A 15,385-nucleotide genomic window follows, 5' to 3' on the forward strand; every position below is an offset into this window, starting at 1 on the left:
AAATTGGCTACCATTTGGCGCATAGATTGGCTACTATTTCCCTGCAGCCGACATCCAAGCCGGCATCATGAACACGGGGGTACTGCATATGAGGAATTTGAAGCGGCTGATGCTGCTGGGTATTGCGACAGGGGCTACAATGGTCCCGGTCGCGTATGGTCAGGACATAGCCTTGGAAGAGATTGTGGTCACCGGATCGCGGCTGTCCGCCACAATTGAGACTTTCCCTGGGTCCTACACGGTCGTGGGCCGCAAGGATCTGGAGGACCAGTTATCGACGACGGCCGATATCGGGTCGGTCCTGGCCAACATGGTGCCCGGCATCGCCGCATCCAACGGCACCGCCGCCAATGTGGAACAAAGCCTGCGCGGCCGTCCCCTGCGCGTCTTCATCGACGGTATCCCTGTATCTAACCCGCTGCGTGATGGCGGCCGCGACCTGCGTTTGATCTCTCCTGCCGTTATCGGCTCGATTGAGGTGATCCGTGGCGCCTCGGCCCTGTATGGACAGGGTGGTGCCGGCGGTATCGTGAACTACATCACCAAAGACGCACCCGCGACGCAGGAATTCCGCTTCAAGACGGAGATCGGGACCAGCCTCTCGACAGAGCATCTGGCCGACAGCGCCCGCCCCAGCATCTCCCAGAGTGCGTCTGGCGCCATCGGTGGCTTTGATGTCAACCTGAACGGTTCCTATGAGCGGATGAATGGTCAATTCGATGCCGATGGTGACCGTCTTGCCCCCGATCCGCACAATTTCGGCGGCATCGCCGACAGCAACATCTATAACCTGTTCGCCAAGCTGGGCTATTCCTTCGGCGACCAGCGCGTCGAAGCCATGGTGAACTATTATCAGCAAAAGCAGGACACCAATTACATCTCCGTCAGCGGCAATATCGCCAAGGGCATCAAGGAGACGGCGGTCAAGGGCATGGCCGATCCCCGCGCACTGGACCCGGAAAACCGCAACACCATCGCGTCCCTGGCTTATGAGAATGGCGACATTCTCGGTTCTGCCCTGAATACCAAGCTCTATTACCTGGAAAATTACAGTGTCTTCTCCTTCGATGCGGCGCGGCTGGGCGGGACCCAGACCACCATCACGTCGGAAAAGATCGGCTGGCAGACCGATTTCACTACCAAGCTGGATGATTGGGGCCTGGACGGTGGTACAGCGCTGTGGGGCTTCGACATTGCCCGCGATACCACTGAACAGCCGCTGATCCCGCTGACCGACAAGCCCGGTGATGGGCGCACCTTCACGCCACCGCTGAAGCAGATGAACTATGCTGCCTTCATCCAGCTGGACGTGCCGGTGACCGACTGGTTCACCCTGCGCGCCGGCATCCGGCACGATGAATTCAAGATGAAAATCGATGATTTCGTGGCCGGCCTGAGTAATGTGAAGGTCGCGGCGGGTGAGCTGGATTACAGCGCCACGCCGGTCAATATCGGCGGCACGCTGCATGTCCTGCCGGAGGCGGAAATCTTCGGCGGCTTTTCCCAGGGCTTCTCCATTCCCGACATCGGCGCGCCCTTGCGCCGCGTGACGGCAAAGAACCTGGATAATTTCGATCCCAAGCCGCAGCTGGTGAATAATTACGAAATCGGCCTGCGCGGATCGGTTCTCGATATCGGCTATACGGTGGCCTATTTCATCAGCAAGTCCAAATACGGCACCGATTTCGTGATCGACACCGTGAACCCGACAGAAGCCGCAACCCTGCGTGAGAAGGAACGTATCCACGGGATTGAGGCGACCCTGTCCGGCAAAATCGGTGACAGCACAAGCTGGGGCGGTAGTTTCGCTTGGTCGGAGGGCAAACGCGACGCCGACCATGATGGCAAGGTTGACACGCCTCTGACCGGTCGCCGCATCGGACCGGAACAGTATAATGCCTGGCTGGAACAGGAATTCACCGCTGACTGGATGGGCCGCGTACAGGTCAACCGCACCGGGTCGCGCAACAAGTTCCCCAATGCCAAGATCAACGACTTCTATACGGGCCACGTGCGTCCCGTGACGCGTGTCGATGCCTCCACCCAGTACCGCATGAACAATCTTCTGTTCACGGTGGGTGTGAACAACCTGTTCAACAACGACTACTATTCAGTTACTTCCCAGATGATCAACCGCGACCAGCTTTACAGCAAGGCGGAGGGCCGGACCCTCTTCCTGAAAATGTCTGCGGAATACTGATCCGACCGTCCCGATCTGGCAGCGGCGTTCGCTGCACGCCTGCATCGGGCCGATCCCTCCCGACATGGATGACAAGAATGACTCTGCCCGTAAACGGCGCGGAACGGGGCTTTACGCCCTATGATATCGGCAGGACGCCGGCAACGGCCTGTCGTATCGACCAACGTTTCTCCTACTGCCTTTATGTGCCCTCCCGGCTGGTGGAAAACCCGGTCGGCGGGCGCATCCTGGCCGTAATCCATGGCACGGATCGCGGCAATCAGGCGCTACGGGACCTGTTTATCCCCTATGCGGAGGCGACGGGCAGCGTCATTCTAGCCCCGTTATTCCCTTGCGGGATCGGCGAGCCGCTGGAACGGGACAATTACAAATACATTGCCTACCAGGGCATCCGCTTCGACCATCTACTGTTGGACATGGTAGCGGAAGTCGCGGCGCGCTATGGCGTGGAAGCCGAGCGGTTCGACCTGTTCGGTTTCTCCGGCGGGGCGCATTTTGCCCACCGCTTCCTTTATCTGCATCCTGGCCGGCTGCGTGCCGTGTCGGTCGGGGCGCCAGGATCGCCCACTTTGCTGGATACCAACCATCGCTGGTGGGTAGGCGTGGCCGATATGGAGCAACGGTTCGGCGTACCGCTGGACCTGGATGCAATGCGGCAGGTCCGGGTGCATCTGGCCGTAGGGTCAGATGATACCGACACCTGGGAAATCACCCATGCCCCCGGTTCCCGCCATTGGATGGAAGGCGCCAACGATGCCGGGGTGACACGGGTGGATCGTATACACACGCTGGCCGGCAACCTGCGGGAAAATAGCATGAATGTGCGGCTGGATGTTCTGGACGGGGTGCGCCATTCCCGCGACGCGCTGGTCGCGGCGGCCATCACTTTCCTGAACGGTTTAGCGGCGGAGGGCGACAGCGATGTTCAGACCTAATCGCCTGAAACGCCTGCTGCGGGAAAAGCAACGCACGCGGGGAGCCTGGCTGTTCATGGGCAGCCCCGCCGTAACGGAAGCCCTGGCGCCGCTCGGTTTCGATGCCCTGATCATCGACCATGAACATTCGCCGGGTGGCCTTGAAACCGCCATCCACCAGATGCGGGCCATGGCGGGCACCGGCACCACCGTCCTGGCCCGCCTGTCCGACAACCACCCCGCCCCCGTCCGGCACCTGCTGGATGCGGGGGTGGAGGGGTTGCTGGCCGCCAATCTGGACAGTGCCGATGCCGCCGACCGTCTGGTGCGGGCCACCCGCTATCCGCCGCACGGCATCAGGGGGGCGCATTACACCGTCTCCCGCGCCGCCGGCTGGGGCGCCTGGAGCGGGGAGGTGGCGAAGTTCGGGGAGGCGGAAACCCTGACCATCGGCATGATCGAAAGCGTGGCGGGTGTAGACGCCATCCCGGAAATGGCCAAGGTGCCCGGTCTCGACATGCTGTTCATCGGTCCGCTGGACCTGTCGATCAGTGCCGGTGTACCCGGTCAATATGATGATCCTGCATTCAAGGCTGTTCTGGACGCGGCGGAACGGCGCATTCTGGAGGCGGGGCTGGCGCTGGGGGGAACGACCCTGCCCGGCCTGCCGTCAGAGGTGATGTTTGACCGTGGCTACGGCTTCGCCACCCTGGGTGCCGATGTCACCTTTCTGCGCCGGGGCGCGGGGCTGGCCCTGGGCCAGACGGGTTAAGGGGGGAAAAGATGAAGCAGGACCGATCACCCACCACCCTTTCCCCCTCCTGTCCCGTGTCGCGCCGCCGAGTGCTGTCCGGCCTTGCCGCCGCCGCCCTCCTGCCCACCGCCGCCCGTGCCGATGATCTAGTCGCCGCATCAAAGACGGAAAACGGGTTGCTGATCTACTCGATCATGGCCGAGTATAACTGGCGGCCGCTGCTGCGCGGGTTCAATGCGCTCTATCCCTGGATCAAGGTCAATTGCCTGGACATGGGCCCATCGGAAGTGTTCGAGCGTTATTATGCCGAAACCTCCGTCAGCCGGCCGTCGGCCGACCTTATCGTGTCCAGCGCGCCCGATGCCTGGATGCGCTTTGCTGCCAAGGGCGGCATCGGCGCCCATGTCAGCCGGGAAGAAGCCAGCCTGCCCGCCTGGAGCCGGCCCCTGCCCGGCCTCTACACCCTGTCGGCCGACCCGATGGTGATGATCTACAACAAGCTTCTGCTAAAGCCCGACCAGTATCCCGACGGGTTGAACCGGCTGGTGGCCCTGGCGACGGAAAACCCGCTGAAGTTCCGCAAGCGTGTCACCACCTATGACGCCGCTGCCCATGCGCTGGCCTACGCCGTCCACTGGGCCGCCATCACCAGCGGCCGTCCCGGCGGCTGGGACCTGATGCAGCGCCTGTCGCCGGCGGTGCGGGTGGAAAGCGGCGGGGCGGCGATGATGGAGAAGGTGACGACCGGCGAATATCTGGTCGGCTTCAACGTCTCGGCCGTCACCGTCTGGCCGCAGATGGCGACCAAGGGAAGGTCGGAGATTGTGGACTGGACCCTGGATAAGGACGGTACGGTGCTGGTGCCGCGCGGCATGGCGGTCACAGCCGGCAGCCGCAGCCCCGCCAGCGCCCGGCTGATGCTGGATTACCTGCTGTCGCATGACGGACAGGTGGCGGCTTCCCAGGGCGGGCTGATGCCCTATCGGGCCGACGTGCGCGCCGATGAGGTGCCGTACCTGACCTATGATGGTCTGGTACGGCGGCTGGGGGGCGAACAGAATATCGTCCATGTCGGCTACGACCCCACCATGCTGGACCATTACCAGGACTTCATCGCCCGCTGGAACGCGACCTTCAAGGTGCGGCGGTAAGGGCTTTCCTTTGCTTATCTGCTTTCCCACGAAGGCGGGCGGAAGCAAGAAACAGCATTATCGGCGATATGCCGTTTTCCAACCCCCTGACATCAAGGACCGGATCGGCCCATGTCCATGGCGGAACCCCAATCCCGATTTTTCCGGCCCGACCGGGCGCTGCTGATCCAGGCGGCGGCGGCGCTGGCGACGCTGGCCCTGGTGCTGGGGCCGCTGGTGCCCGTGCTGTGGCAGTCGCTGCTGGACCGCCCGCTCTATGAGGCGGCGCCGCTGTTCAGCCTGGATAATTACATAAGGCTGTTCGGCAATCCCCGCTTTCACGAGGCGCTGGGCAATTCGGTGCTGCTGGCACTGCTGTCCACGCTGATCGCGACGGTTCTGGGCGTGAGTTTTGCGCTGTTCCTGGAACGCACCGACATGCCGGGGCGCGGTTTGCTGCGCAACCTGACCCTCTGGCCCATGTATGTGTCGCAACTGGTCCTGGCCTTCGCCTGGTTCATCCTGTACGGCCCTTCCGGCTATATCACCCTGGCGGTGGAACGGCTGGCCGGCGTGCCGCTGTGGGACATGTATACGATCCTGGGCATGGGGCTGCTGGCCGGCACCTCACAGGCGCCCGTGGTCTATCTGTTCTGCTCCTCGTCGGCCCGCATGGCCGACGCCACGCTGGAGGATGCGGCCCGTTCAGTGGGCGCCGGCCCTTTACGGGCACTCTGGTCCGTGTCCCTGCCCCTGATGAGGCCATCCATCATCTATGCCGCCTTGCTGACCTTCATCGGTTCGCTGGAGATGCTGGCCGTTCCCCTGGTCTTCGGCAAGCCGGTGGGGTTGGAGTTCTTCACCACCTTCCTCTATATGGAGGGTCTGGGCGCCATCACCCCGGATTACGGGCTGATCGGGGCGGCGGCGACCCTGCTGCTGGTCGTGATCTCCGTTCTGCTGGTGATCCAGGGCCTCCTGCTGCGCCAGTCCAAGCGTTTCGTCACGGTACGCGGCAAGGCCCAGCGGCCCAAGCTGGCGCCCATCGGCCGGGTCGGCTGGGTCGTCTGCGCATTGATGTGCCTTTATACGGCGCTTGTCCTGCTGCTGCCGCTGGCCGGGATCGTGCTGCGCTCGGTCACCAGTTTCCTCACCCCCCTGATGTCGCCTTTCGACCTGCTGACGCTGGACCATTTCGAGGTTCTGTTCGGGTACGAGGCCTATCGCCGCTCCATCGTCAATTCGGTGATCATCGCCAGTTTCGGTGGCGCGCTGGCCACCCTGTTCGTGGCCCTGGTGGCCCTGGTGGCGCACCGGTCGGATTTCCGCTTCCGCCGCGCCCTGGAATTCGTAGCGCTTTATCCCCGCGCCATGCCGGGCATCATCGCCGGCATCGGCATGTTCTGGGCCATGCTGCTTTTACCCTTTGCCCATGTGCTGCAAGGCACGATCTGGCTGCTGATGCTGGCCTTCACCATGCGCGGCATTCCCATGGCCTTCGGCGCCCTGTCGCCCACCTTGCACCAGATCGGCCGCGAACTGGACCAGGGGGCGCGGTCGGCCGGGGCCGACTGGTGGACCACGGTCCGCCTGATCATTTTCCCCCTGATGAAGCCGGCGCTGTTTTCCGCCTACGTGCTGCTGTTCCTGTCCTTTTTGAAAGAATATGCCGCCGCCGTTTTCCTGTTCGCACCCGGGGCAGAAATCATCGGCACGACGATGCTGACCTTCTGGACCAATGGCAGCACGGGACCGGTCGCAGCGCTCTCCGTCATTCAGCTCGCCATCACGGCCCTGTTCGTGACGCTGGCGCGCCGCAGCTTGAGGACCAACAAAGATGTCTGAGGTTGTCGTCGATCGTCTGAACAAGCATTACGGCCCGGTGCAGGCCCTGCATGAGGTCAGCCTGCATGTCCCGGACGGGGAATTCCTGACCCTGCTGGGCCCGTCGGGCTGCGGCAAGTCCACGACCCTGTTCGCCATCGCCGGGCTGGACAGCCCGTCCGGCGGGCGCATCACGGTGGGCGGGCGCGATTTCTATAACGGGGCCACGGGCCTGGACCTGCCGCCGGAAAAGCGCAATCTGGGGCTGGTCTTCCAATCCTATGCCCTGTGGCCGCACATGAATGTGCGCCAGAACCTGGCGTTCCCCCTGCGCCTGCGCAAGGTGGGCAAGAAGGAACAGGAGGCGCGGATCGAGGAGGCGCTGGCCTTGGTGGAAATGGGCGCCTTCATCGATCGTTATCCGCACGAATTGTCGGGCGGGCAGCAGCAGCGCGTGGCCCTGGCCCGCACCCTGGTCTTCCGCCCCTCCCTGTTGCTGCTGGATGAGCCCTTGTCCAACCTGGATGCCAAGCTGCGCATCAAGGCGCGATCCTGGCTGAAGCAGTTGCAGCGCCAGTTGGGCCTGACCACGCTATACGTCACCCATGACCAGTCCGAGGCCCTGGCGCTGTCCGACCGGATCGTGGTGATGGAAAAGGGCCGTGTGTCGCAACTGGGCACGCCGGAGGAAATCTATCGCCGGCCCGCCAACGCCTTCGTCGCCGATTTTGTCGGCGCCAGCAATTTCCTGCCCGGTGAGGTGGTGGACCGCAACGCCGCCGCCGGCACGGCCAAGGTGAAGCTGGCGGGCGGCGATATCCTGACCGCACTTTGGCCCGACATATCCGCCCCGCCCGCCGACAGCCTGCTGACGGTGCGGCCCGAACATATCGGCCTGTCGGCGGAACCACCCCTGCCCGGCCCTGATATCAACATCCTGGCCGGCCGTATCCTGGAACGCGCCTATCTGGGGGCCCGCCTGCTCTATACGCTGGATTGCGGCCATGGGCTGGTGCTGATGGCGGAGACGGAGACAAGGGTGGAAGGCGATCATGCCTGGCTGCGCTTTTCCGTCGATGACACGCTGCTGGTCCGGGCCTGATCCCCATGTACCGGATCGATCTGGCCGGCACCCGCCATTGCTTCCCCGACCTGAAGGCGCTGTTGGCGGCGGCCACGCCGCTGCGGTCGGGGGACCAGTTGGCCGGCATCGCAGCGCAAAGCGAGGAGGCGCGGGTAGCCGCCCGTCACATCCTGGCCGACCTGCCGCTGAAGACCTTCCTGTCTGAGACGGTCGTGCCGTATGAGGATGACGAGGTCACCCGCCTGATCATCGACAGGCACGACCCCGCCGCCTTCGCCCCCGTGGCCAGCCTGACGGTGGGGGAATTCCGCGACTGGTTGTTGAACGACAAGGTGCGGGCGCGGGAATTGTCGGCACTCTCCCCCGGCCTGACGGCGGAAATGGTGGCCGCCTTGTCCAAGCTGATGCGCAACCAGGATTTGATCGCCGTAGCGCGCAAGGCGCGCGTGGTCAGCCGGTTTCGTACTTCCATCGGTCTGCGCGGGCGGCTGGCGGTGCGGTTGCAGCCCAACCACCCGACCGACGATCCGGCGGGTATCGCGGCCTCCATCCTGGACGGGTTGCTGCATGGAAGCGGTGATGCCGTCATCGGCATCAACCCGGCCACCGACAATGTGGATGGCGCCATCACCCTGCTGCACCTGATCGACGATCTGCGGCTGCGTTACGCGATCCCCACGCAAAGCTGCGTGCTGACCCATGTCACCAATTCCCTTCAGGCCATCGAACGCGGCGCCCCCGTCGATCTGGTGTTCCAGTCGGTGGCGGGGACCGAGGGGGCCAATCGCGGCTTCGGCATCGACCTTGCCCTGCTGGCAGAGGCGCATGACGCCGCCCTGTCGCTGAAACGCGGCAGCATCGGCCAGGATGTGATGTATTTCGAAACCGGCCAGGGCAGCGCCCTGTCCGCCGGCGCCCATCACGGCGTTGACCAGCAGACGCTGGAGGTGCGGGCCCAGGCCGTGGCACGGGCCTTCAATCCGCTGCTGGTCAACAGCGTCGTCGGCTTCATCGGGCCCGAATATCTTTATGACGGGCGGCAGATCATCCGTGCGGGGTTGGAGGATCACTTCACGGGCAAGCTGCTGGGCCTGCCGATGGGGGTGGATGTCTGCTACACTAACCATGCCGAGGCCGACCAGAACGACATGGACAATCTGCTGACCCTGCTGGGTGTCGCGGGCGTGTCCTTTGTCATCGGTGTGCCGGGTGCCGATGACATCATGCTGAATTACCAGAGCACATCGTTCCACGACGCGCTTTATGTCCGCGATGTGCTGGGTGTGCGTCCCGCACCGGAGTTCGAGGCCTGGCTGGGCAATATGGGCATGCTGGATACGCACGGCCGCGTGGCGCCGCGCGATATCGCCACCCTGCCGCTGGCCCGCGCCATCGCCGACCAGAGGTTCATGACGCCATGAGCCAGGTGCCCGCCGACGATCCGCTGGCCCGGCTGCGGGCCGCCACCCAGGCCCGGATCGGCCTGGGCCGTGCCGGCCACGCCCTGCCCACCCGCGCCTGCCTGTCCTTCGATCTGGGGCATGCCCGTGCCCGCGACGCGGTCTGGACACCGCTGGATACGGATGCGGTGACGGCAAAGGTGGATGGCTGGCCAGTGTGCATGGTCCACAGCCAGGCGCCCGACCGCGCCACCTATCTGCGCCGCCCCGACCTGGGACGTAACCTGGCGGGGGCGGCGGACCTGCCCTCCGGCCCGTTCGACCTGTCGATCATCATCGGTGACGGGCTGTCTTCCCGCGCGGCGCAGGCCCATGGCGCCGCCCTGGCGCTGGATCTGCGCCGCCGGCTGCCCGGCTGGTCCCTGGCGCCGCTGGTGCTGGCACAGCAGGCGCGGGTGGCACTGGGCGACCCCATCGCCGCCGCCATGGGTGCACGCTTCGCCCTGATGCTGATCGGGGAACGGCCAGGCCTGTCGGCGGCCGACAGCCTGGGCGCCTATCTGACCATCGATCCCCGGCCCGGCCGGATGGACAGCGAGCGTAACTGTGTTTCCAACATCCGCCCGCCGCACGGGCTTTCCATCGCGCAGGCCGGCGAAAAACTGGCCTGGCTGCTGATGGAGGGACGGCGGATCGGCGCCACCGGCATCGCGCTGAAGGATGCCGCCCCCACAAAGGACAGGCCCCATGTTCACCATCAATCCCATGCCGCCGATCCCGCCCGGCCCTCTGCTGGACAAGCTGTTGCAGGTGGAGACGGCGACGGTGGGGCATTTCCGCCATGACGGCTTCATCGATCCCGCCATCCGTCTTGTCCTGCCCTGGGCACGCATCGCGGGGCCGGCCGTGACGGTACGCATCGCCGGCCCCGACAGTACCCTGCTGCACCATGCCGTCAGCAGTGCGCGGCCCGGCGATGTGCTGGTTGTTGACCGGTGCGGGGACACGCGCCATGCCTGCTGGGGCGGGGTGACGACCAACGCCGCGCGGCTGGCCGGCATCGCGGGCATCGTCATCGACGGCCCCGCCACCGATTTTGGGGAGATTGTAAAGGCGGGCCTGCCCGTCTGGTGCCGGGGGCCGTCCGCCCTGACGACGAAGTTCCTGCCGCTCGACAGCGCCATGAATGTGCCGGTCAGCGTGGGGGGCGTGGCCATCAATCCCGGCGACCTGATCCTGGCCGATGAAAGCGGGGCCATCGTTCTGCCTCCCGATCAGGCCGAAACCGCCGCCGACCGGGCCATCGGGCTTCAGGAACGGGAGAAGCAGGTGCTGGCCCGGCTGGCGGCGGGTGAAAGGCTGGCCGATATTTCCGGCGCGTCCGATCTGATCCGGCGGGCCGGTGCAGCATGACATTCCTGGGCTGGCATCGCTGGGTCGGGTTGTTCCTGGGGCTGTTCATCGCGGTCCAGGGGTTGGGGGGTACGCTGCTGCTGTTCCGGCAGCCAATCAACCACCTGCTGCATCCCGCCGCCTTCCCCCCCGCGCAGCCGGCCCTGGATGCCAATGTTGATGCCATGCGCGCCACCGGCTGCGCCATCAACCGCATCGACCTGCCCGACCGCGCCACGGACCCGTTGTTCTTCCACCTGTCCTGCAACGGCGACCCGTTCATGGCCACGGCGGGCGGCGGGCAGGTGCTGCGGCTGGCAGCGCTGGGCGACTGGCCGATGGAATGGCTGTTCCAGTTCCACTACCGGCTGGCCGCCGGAACCCCCGGAAAGCAGGCCGTGGGCTGGATCGGCGTGGCGTTGCTGGCCCTGTGCCTGATGGGCCTGTGCATGCTGCTGCGGACCGCCCGACGGGACGGGTGGCGGGGGCTGTTGCGCCCCGGTTGGCCCACCCCCCACCTGCGCCGCTGGCGCGACCTGCATCGTGCTGCCGGCCTGTACCTTGTCCCCGTTCTGGTGTTGTTGTCCCTCACCGGCATTGGCATGGCGTGGAACCCGACGGTGACGGCGGTATTGCCCGTCACTCCACGCCCGTCGCCCCAGGTGGCGCCACGCCCGGACACTCCCCTGCTACCCCTGTCGGTGATCCTGGACAAGGCGGTGGGAGAGGCACCCAGCAGCATCCGCCTGCCCGGCGGGCATGGGCGGGTGGTGATGGTCATGCTGGGCCGGGCCGACAGCCCCGACTATGAACAATTCTGGTTTGATGGCTATGACGGCACAATGCTGGGCACCCGCCGCGCGGCGGACCGGGCGCCGGCGGACCGGTTCATGGACCTGTTCTATCCGCTGCATACGGGCAGCCTGCTGGGACCGGCGAACACCATCCTGATGCTGCTGGCCGGCCTGTCGCTGCCGGGATTTCTGGCCACAGGCCTGTTCCTCTGGTCACGGCGGCGGGGGCTGGGGACCATGCTCCTGCGTGTGTCGGACCTGTCGCGCGATGGCACCGGCGTGCTGCACATCACCCTGCGCCACCGGCTCGGCCTGCCGCTGCCCCGCTTCGGGGCGGGGGATCATGTAGATGTGCATCTGCCCAATGGGCTGGTCCGGCAATATAGCCTGTGCGGACGGCCGGGACGTCGCCTGTCCTGGCGGATCGCGGTGCGGCTGTCGGATGTCTCGGCCGGCGGGTCGGCCTGGATCCATACGCATCTGACGGTGGGCACGGCCCTGCACCTGGGCCGCCCCCGCGCCCATTTCCCGCTGGGGACCGGTGACGGCCCCGTCCTGCTGCTGGCCGGCGGCATCGGCATCACGCCGCTTCTGTCCATGGCGTGGAACTTGTGGGAACGGGGACGCCCCTTCACGCTGCTGGTCTGTGCCCGGGACCGGGCCGCCCGGCCGTTGGCAACAGCGGTCACGGCCACACCCCTGGCCCCGTCTGTCCGCTGGCATGAAAGCGCCACCGACGGGCGCATCGACCTTGCCGCCCTGCTGACGGCACAGGCGCCCGGCACACATCTTTACACCTGCGGCCCCGATAGCTTCATGCGGGCGGCCCTGGATACGGCCCGCACCTTGGGCTGGTCGCCCGACCGGCTGCATTGGGAGGCGTTTGCCCCCGCCACCCCGACCGGCCCCGCCTTCACCGCGATCCTGAATGGGAAAACCATTGCGGTGGCCGACGGGGAAAGCCTGCTCGACCGGCTTCTGGCCGAAGGCATCCCCGTTCCCCATTCCTGCCGCCGGGGCCTGTGCGGGCAATGCGTGGTGACCGTGCGATCCGGCACCGTCGATCACCGCGACAGCATTCTGACGCCCGAAGATCACAAGGCCGGCCGCATGACCGCCTGCTGTTCCCGCGCCGCCGATGAAGGCGGTGTGCTGCATCTGTCCCTGCCCTCCTGAAGGAGCCTGCGATGACCACGCTTCCCGTCGCCTGTGTGCAAAGCACCGCGACCTCCGATCCGCACCATAACCTTGCCGCCGTCACGCCGCTGATCCGCCAGGCGGCGGCGGGCGGGGCGCGGCTGATCTGTCTGCCGGAAGCGTTTGATTATCTGAACCCGTCCTTCGCAGCGCTGCGCGATTATGCGCTGCCGGAGGATGACCATCCCGCCCTGATTCTGCTGTCAAAACTGGCGCAGGAATTGTCGGTCTGGCTGCTGGCCGGGTCGGTGTCGGTGAAGCTGGCCGATGGGCGCATGGCCAACCGGTCGGCGCTGATCGGGCCGGATGGCGCCATCAATGCCCGCTATGACAAGATCCACCTGTTCGATGTCGACCTGCCCGACGGATCGCGCTTCCGCGAGAGCGATTTCTACCGCCCCGGTGACCGGGCCGTGGTGGCGGACGGGCCGGACGGCGCCCGGATCGGCATGGCCATCTGCTATGATGTGCGGTTCCCGCACCTGCACCGCGCGCTGGCGCAGACAGGGGCACAGATCATCACCGTCCCCGCCGCGTTCAGCTCCATGACCGGGCCATTGCATTGGGAGGTGCTGTTGCGGGCGCGGGCCATCGAAACCGGCTGTTTTGTGCTGGCCCCGGCGCAGTGCGGGGACAATTACCCTGGCCGCCGGTCACACGGCCAAAGCCTGATCATCGATCCCTGGGGCCGCGTCCTGGGCCGGCTGGGTGATGAACCGGGCGTGCTGTCGGCCAGTTTGGACCTGGAACAGGTCGCCGCCTTCCGCGCCGCCATCCCGTCGCCCGTCACCAACAACCCGTTCCGGATCGGAGCCTGACCCATGCTGACCATCACCCGCCGCATCACCTTGCGCGAAGGCCATGAGGTCGTGGCCTATCTCCATGGCGAGGGGGACCGCACCCTGTTCCTGGCCAATGGCGGCCCTGGCCTGCCCAACCGTTACCTGCGCGAACCGCATCTGCGACTGGCGGAGAAGGGCTATCGCATCGTGGGCTGGGACCAGTTGGGGTGTGGGGCCAGCGACCGGCCCACCGATCCCGGCCTCTGGACCCTGGAACGCTATGTCGATGAAGCCGAACAGGTTCGCCGCGCGCTGGACCTGGGGCCGGTGGATTTCCTTGGCCATTCCTGGGGGACTTGGCTCGGCACCGAATATTGCCTGACATATCCTGAGGCCGTGCGTTCCTACATCATCGCCGACGGGGCCTGCGACATCCCGCATCTGGTGGGCGAACTGAACCGCCTGCGTCTGGCGCTGGGGTCGGAAACGGTGACGATGATGGTGGCGCATGAGGCGGCGGGAACCCTGGACCATCCGGAATATCAGGCCGCCGTCACCTTGCTGAATTATCGCCATGTCTGCCGGCTGCGGACGTGGCCGGAGCCGCTGACTGCATCGCTGGCCGATTGGAACATGGGACCCTATGTCACCATGCAGGGCCCCAATGAATTCACCTATACCGGTAATATGAAGGATTGGAACCGTGTGCCCACCATGGGGAGCATCAAAGTGCCATGCCTTGTCCTTGCCGGCGCGCATGACGAACTGACGCCCGCCTGCTCCCTGCGTATGCATATGGCTTTGCCCGACAGCCGTATCCGCATTTTCGAAAACAGCTCCCACATGCCGTTTTATGAGGAGTCTGACGCCTATTTCACCGAACTGGAGGCATTCCTGGCAGCGGTTGCGGTTTGAGGTGATGGGACAACCGGCTCTTGGCGATTAGATTGGCGGTCTGCTAATATGTTGTGCAGAAATCAGATAACAAATTGGCTACCGCAACCATGGCAACCATCACGGAAAACCCCCGCGAAAAACAAGCCGAACCCGCCAGCTTGGTCAGCCGGCTGGAAGCGGACCTGCTGGGTGGGGTTTTCCGGCCGGGGGAATGGCTGAAGCAAACTGATATCGAAACGAATTACGACGCCCATCGTTTCGATGTCAGAATGGCCTTGCTGGACCTGAAGACGCGGCAATTGCTGGAACATGTGCCCAATCGCGGCTACCGCGTCGCCAGCCTGTCTCAGCAGGACCGGGAGGAACTGATCGAAGCGCGCACCGTGCTGGAGGTTGCGGCTGCGCGGCGCGTGGTGGAACGGGCGACAGATGCGGATGTGGCGGAACTGGATCAGATCGTGGCGGAGTTCGACGCCAACATGGAAGACGCGGACCTTCCCCTGTTGCGCGCCCTGAATGCCAAGTTCCATGACCGGCTTTACGCCATCTGCGGCAATCGCGTGCTGATGGAGGAGATCAAGGCGTTGCGCCATCGCGGATTGCCCGGCGTGCGCGGCTGGCGTGCCACATCGGCCATTCAGCGGTCCAACCGCGACCATGGGGAAATGGTGGATATGATCCGTACCCGCAATGTCGATGGTCTGGTGCAGAGCATTGAACGGCACCTGAACCGTTGGCGAGAGGGTTGACCGCGGGCACATTGCCTTCCCGTCGGTTCTCCAATGCTTACCTCGGCACCTCACGATCAGCGCGCCAGATTGGGTTACATTTTGGTGCCACCTGCCCCGTCCCCCCGGAAAAGCTCCTCGAGCTTACCTATATGGAAGGAGACAAGACCCACTACCCTGCGCGCTTTGTCGAGGAATGGGTGTGTCCGGTGTCAGAGACCGCAAAAGTGACCAGCGCCATCTGAGCAAAGCGAAGGGCCGGAACAAAGTGGGGGCCCCTGGCGCGGGC

At 65.0% G+C, this 15,385-nt stretch carries 13 protein-coding genes; all 13 read left to right on the forward strand.

All coding sequences use genetic code 11. The features are described from left to right. The first annotated feature begins 172 nt into the window (after nt 1–172). The 13 genes from G473_RS0111475 to G473_RS0111535 all read left to right on the forward strand — a co-directional run bounded on the left by G473_RS0111475 (nt 173) and on the right by G473_RS0111535 (nt 15,117). Nucleotides 173–2,200 carry a TonB-dependent receptor gene (locus tag G473_RS0111475; protein ID WP_161630975.1) on the forward strand — a complete coding sequence of 676 codons (2,028 nt, stop codon included), beginning with the start codon at nt 173–175 and terminating at the stop codon, nt 2,198–2,200. A gap of 77 nt (nt 2,201–2,277) precedes the next feature. Then, nucleotides 2,278–3,135 (forward strand): alpha/beta hydrolase, encoded by an 858-nt coding sequence (locus G473_RS26475; RefSeq protein WP_210163298.1) that lies wholly within the window; start codon nt 2,278–2,280, stop codon nt 3,133–3,135. After that, nucleotides 3,122–3,886, forward strand: a complete 765-nt coding sequence (locus G473_RS0111485; protein WP_029013217.1) for an HpcH/HpaI aldolase family protein — start codon at nt 3,122–3,124, stop codon at nt 3,884–3,886. The genes G473_RS26475 and G473_RS0111485 overlap by 14 nt, the downstream gene beginning before the upstream one ends. An 11-nt stretch (nt 3,887–3,897) precedes the next feature. After that, nucleotides 3,898–5,019: an ABC transporter substrate-binding protein gene (locus G473_RS29240; protein ID WP_051330170.1), complete on the forward strand. Its 1,122-nt coding sequence runs from the start codon at nt 3,898–3,900 to the stop codon at nt 5,017–5,019. A 117-nt stretch (nt 5,020–5,136) separates the two neighbouring features. Then, complete coding sequence (locus G473_RS0111495) at nt 5,137–6,843, forward strand: ABC transporter permease (RefSeq protein ID WP_161630976.1); 1,707 nt, start codon at nt 5,137–5,139, stop codon at nt 6,841–6,843. Then, nucleotides 6,836–7,924: an ABC transporter ATP-binding protein gene (locus G473_RS26490; RefSeq protein ID WP_051330171.1), complete on the forward strand. Its 1,089-nt coding sequence runs from the start codon at nt 6,836–6,838 to the stop codon at nt 7,922–7,924. Before G473_RS0111495 ends, G473_RS26490 begins: the two co-directional genes overlap by 8 nt. 5 nt (nt 7,925–7,929) lie before the next feature. Beyond that, entirely contained in the window at nt 7,930–9,327 is a 1,398-nt protein-coding gene (locus G473_RS0111505) for an ethanolamine ammonia-lyase subunit EutB (RefSeq protein WP_035706756.1), read from the forward strand. Continuing rightward, nucleotides 9,324–10,151, forward strand: a complete 828-nt coding sequence (gene eutC / locus G473_RS26495; RefSeq protein ID WP_084437997.1) for an ethanolamine ammonia-lyase subunit EutC — start codon at nt 9,324–9,326, stop codon at nt 10,149–10,151. The genes G473_RS0111505 and eutC overlap by 4 nt, the downstream gene beginning before the upstream one ends. Continuing rightward, nucleotides 10,054–10,719 carry an RraA family protein gene (locus tag G473_RS0111515; protein WP_029013220.1) on the forward strand — a complete coding sequence of 222 codons (666 nt, stop codon included), beginning with the start codon at nt 10,054–10,056 and terminating at the stop codon, nt 10,717–10,719. Before eutC ends, G473_RS0111515 begins: the two co-directional genes overlap by 98 nt. Continuing rightward, nucleotides 10,716–12,668, forward strand: coding sequence for a PepSY domain-containing protein (locus G473_RS29245; protein ID WP_051330172.1), 1,953 nt, complete (start codon nt 10,716–10,718; stop codon nt 12,666–12,668). The genes G473_RS0111515 and G473_RS29245 overlap by 4 nt, the downstream gene beginning before the upstream one ends. Nucleotides 12,669–12,679: 11 nt before the next feature. Then, nucleotides 12,680–13,507 (forward strand): carbon-nitrogen hydrolase family protein, encoded by an 828-nt coding sequence (locus tag G473_RS0111525; protein ID WP_029013221.1) that lies wholly within the window; start codon nt 12,680–12,682, stop codon nt 13,505–13,507. Between the two features lie 3 nt (nt 13,508–13,510). Further along, complete coding sequence (locus G473_RS0111530; RefSeq protein WP_051330173.1) at nt 13,511–14,386, forward strand: proline iminopeptidase-family hydrolase; 876 nt, start codon at nt 13,511–13,513, stop codon at nt 14,384–14,386. 89 nt (nt 14,387–14,475) lie between these two features. Next, on the forward strand, nt 14,476–15,117 hold the full coding sequence (locus G473_RS0111535; protein ID WP_051330174.1) for a GntR family transcriptional regulator: 642 nt from the start codon (nt 14,476–14,478) through the stop codon (nt 15,115–15,117). Nucleotides 15,118–15,385 lie beyond the last annotated feature (268 nt).

The sequence above is a fragment of the Niveispirillum irakense DSM 11586 genome (assembly GCF_000429645.1).
Lineage (GTDB): Bacteria > Pseudomonadota > Alphaproteobacteria > Azospirillales > Azospirillaceae > Niveispirillum > Niveispirillum irakense.

Bases quoted from the DNA above. Each gene is read 5' to 3' on its own strand.
- G473_RS26475 (WP_210163298.1), top strand. From the start codon at position 2,278: ATGACTCTGCCCGTAAACGGCGCGGAACGGGGCTTTACGCCCTATGAT.
- G473_RS0111485 (WP_029013217.1), top strand. From the start codon at position 3,122: ATGTTCAGACCTAATCGCCTGAAACGCCTGCTGCGGGAAAAGCAACGC.
- G473_RS29240 (WP_051330170.1), top strand. From the start codon at position 3,898: ATGAAGCAGGACCGATCACCCACCACCCTTTCCCCCTCCTGTCCCGTG.
- G473_RS0111495 (WP_161630976.1), top strand. From the start codon at position 5,137: ATGGCGGAACCCCAATCCCGATTTTTCCGGCCCGACCGGGCGCTGCTG.
- G473_RS26490 (WP_051330171.1), top strand. From the start codon at position 6,836: ATGTCTGAGGTTGTCGTCGATCGTCTGAACAAGCATTACGGCCCGGTG.
- G473_RS0111505 (WP_035706756.1), top strand. From the start codon at position 7,930: ATGTACCGGATCGATCTGGCCGGCACCCGCCATTGCTTCCCCGACCTG.
- eutC (WP_084437997.1), top strand. From the start codon at position 9,324: ATGAGCCAGGTGCCCGCCGACGATCCGCTGGCCCGGCTGCGGGCCGCC.
- G473_RS0111515 (WP_029013220.1), top strand. From the start codon at position 10,054: ATGTTCACCATCAATCCCATGCCGCCGATCCCGCCCGGCCCTCTGCTG.
- G473_RS29245 (WP_051330172.1), top strand. From the start codon at position 10,716: ATGACATTCCTGGGCTGGCATCGCTGGGTCGGGTTGTTCCTGGGGCTG.
- G473_RS0111525 (WP_029013221.1), top strand. From the start codon at position 12,680: ATGACCACGCTTCCCGTCGCCTGTGTGCAAAGCACCGCGACCTCCGAT.
- G473_RS0111530 (WP_051330173.1), top strand. From the start codon at position 13,511: ATGCTGACCATCACCCGCCGCATCACCTTGCGCGAAGGCCATGAGGTC.
- G473_RS0111535 (WP_051330174.1), top strand. From the start codon at position 14,476: ATGGCAACCATCACGGAAAACCCCCGCGAAAAACAAGCCGAACCCGCC.